Source organism: Streptomyces sp. SPB074 (genome assembly GCF_000154905.1).
Classification (GTDB): domain Bacteria; phylum Actinomycetota; class Actinomycetes; order Streptomycetales; family Streptomycetaceae; genus Streptomyces.
Genome location: NZ_GG770539.1, coordinates 1,933,196 through 1,935,462, shown reverse-complemented (window position 1 = coordinate 1,935,462; position 2,267 = coordinate 1,933,196). Strand labels below are relative to the sequence as shown.

Annotated in this window: 1 protein-coding gene; it reads left to right on the top strand. The window is 76.0% G+C overall.

The window, feature by feature from the left end; genetic code table 11:
• The coding region (locus SSBG_RS07710; RefSeq protein WP_078491241.1) for a sensor histidine kinase at nucleotides 1–2,267 on the top strand (2,267 nt) is incomplete at both ends.

The following is a 2,267-nucleotide window of genomic DNA, read 5'->3' as shown; positions in this document are numbered from 1 at the left end:
GTGGTCGCCGCCGCCGTCCTCGGCGCGGGCGCGCCCGCGCTGAGCGACGCGACCGACCGCGTGCACGAGGCGCAGCGGCTCGTGGACGACGCGGGCGTGGCCCAGCAGTCCACCGCGCTCGCCCAGGCCCTCGCCGACGAGCGCGACGAGGTCAGCGCGTACATCGCCGCAGGCCGTCCGCGCGGCGACGGGCTCGACGAGCAGCGCGGCGCCCGCGTCGACCGCGGCGTGCAGGAGCTGGAGGCCGCCGACATCCCGAAGGGGCTGCGCGACCAGCTCGAAGCGATCAGCGGCGTACGCCGCCAGGCGCTCACCGGTAAGGGCACCGCCCTGGCCGCGCACACCTCGTACACCCGGATCATCGAGCGGTTGCACGCCCGCGTCGCGCTGCTCGCCGACGCGCTCCCGCCGCACGCCGCCGAGGCCCCGCACGCGCTCGCCGACCTCGACACGGCGGTGAACGAGGCGGGCGCCGTGCGCGGGCTGCTCCTCGCGGCGCTCGCGGTGCCCCGCCCCACCGGCACCGAGAGCCGCGTCGACCCCGTGACGGGCCTCGCCACGACCGTCCCGGTCACCGACCCGGCGGGCGACCGGCAGCGCGACGCGCTCAGCCGCGCCGCCCACGAGGCGCAGATCCGCTCCGAGGGCGCGCTCGCCGCCTTCCGCGCCACCGCGCGCGAGGCCGACGTGTCCGCGTACACCTCCACCGTGACCGGCGCCGACGTCAACGACGCCGAGAAGTACCTCGACCGGCTCACCGACGAACCGAAACTCGCCGACAGCGACTTCGGCCTCAAGCCGGCCCAGGTCTCCGCCGCGCTCGGCGCCCGCGTCGAGCTGATGCGCTCGGCCGACGCCGCGCTCGCCGTGGACCGTTCGCACCGCACCGAGGCGCTGCGCGACGACGAGGTGCGGTCCCTGGAACTGCGGATCGCGCTCGTCGGCGTCCTGCTGCTCGCCGCCGCCGGGGTCGGCATGGCCACCGCGCGCTCCCTGACCCGCCCGCTCGCCGCGCTGCGCCTCGGCGCACGGCGCGTCGCGGAGACGGAGGACCCGGCCGCCGAGGAGCCGGTGCGCTTCACCGGCCGCAACGACGAGTTCGCCCAGGTAGTCCACTCCGTCAACATCCTGCACGCGCACGCCTGTTCGCTCCATGAGCGGATCGGGACGCTGGAGGGCGACCGCAAGCACCTGATCGGGCAGCGGCAGTCCGTCGCCGACGAGCGCGACCGGCTCCGCGCCGAACTGGCCGGGGTGCGGGAGCAGCTCGACCTCGCGAAGGGTTCGATCAACGGGACCTTCGTCAACCTCTCGCTGCGCACCCTCGGCCTGGTCGAGCGCCAGCTCGGCGTCATCGAGAACCTGGAGGAGCGCGAGCAGGACCCGGACCGCCTCGCGACCCTCTTCAAGCTCGACCACCTCGCCACCGTGATGCGCCGCCACAGCGAGAACCTGCTGGTCCTCGCGGGCGCCGAGCACGGCACGCAGAACCCGAACCCGGTCCCGCTCGTGGACGTGCTGCGCGCGGCGGTCAGCGAGATCGAGCGGTACGAGCGGGTACGGATCGCGGCGCTGCCCCCGCACGCCCACATCGCGGGCTTCTCCGCCGACGACCTGAGCCACCTCGTCGCCGAACTCCTGGAGAACGCCACGTCGTTCTCGCCGCCGGACGCGCAGGTGGAGGTCTCGGCCTGGCTCCTGGAGAACGGTGAGGTGATGCTCTCCGTGCAGGACGAGGGCATCGGCATGTCCGCCGAGCGCCTGGACGAGGTCAACGAACTCCTCACCTCCTTCCAGCCGGGCGACACCCTCCAGGACGAGCAGGACGGACTCGGGCTCGGGCTGTACGTCGTCGCGCGCCTCGCCTCGCGGCACGGCATCAGGGTCCGGCTGCGCGAGCAGAAGCAGGGCGGTATCGCGGCCGTCGTGGTCCTGCCCCCGCCGATACTCGCGACCCCGGCCGCCGGGGTCGTCACCCCCCACGCGGGCGGCCACCTCCCGGGCGCCGCCCCGGCGGTCGCACTCCCCGGCTCCGAGGCGGAGGCCAACTCCAACGAACTCCCCGGCAGGGAAACCGCCGGGCAGCCCGCGCGCGCCGGCGACCCCGCGAGGACCGGTGCGGGTACGGGCGAGGACGCCCCCGGGGCCGGGCCCGCCCAGGCGCCCGGCGCGGACCCGCTCATCGAGGCCGCCGAGGCGAGCATCGCCGCCGCCGGTGACACCCGCGAGGCGCAGCCCGCCGCCGGGCAGGCCCCCGCCGCCGGGGC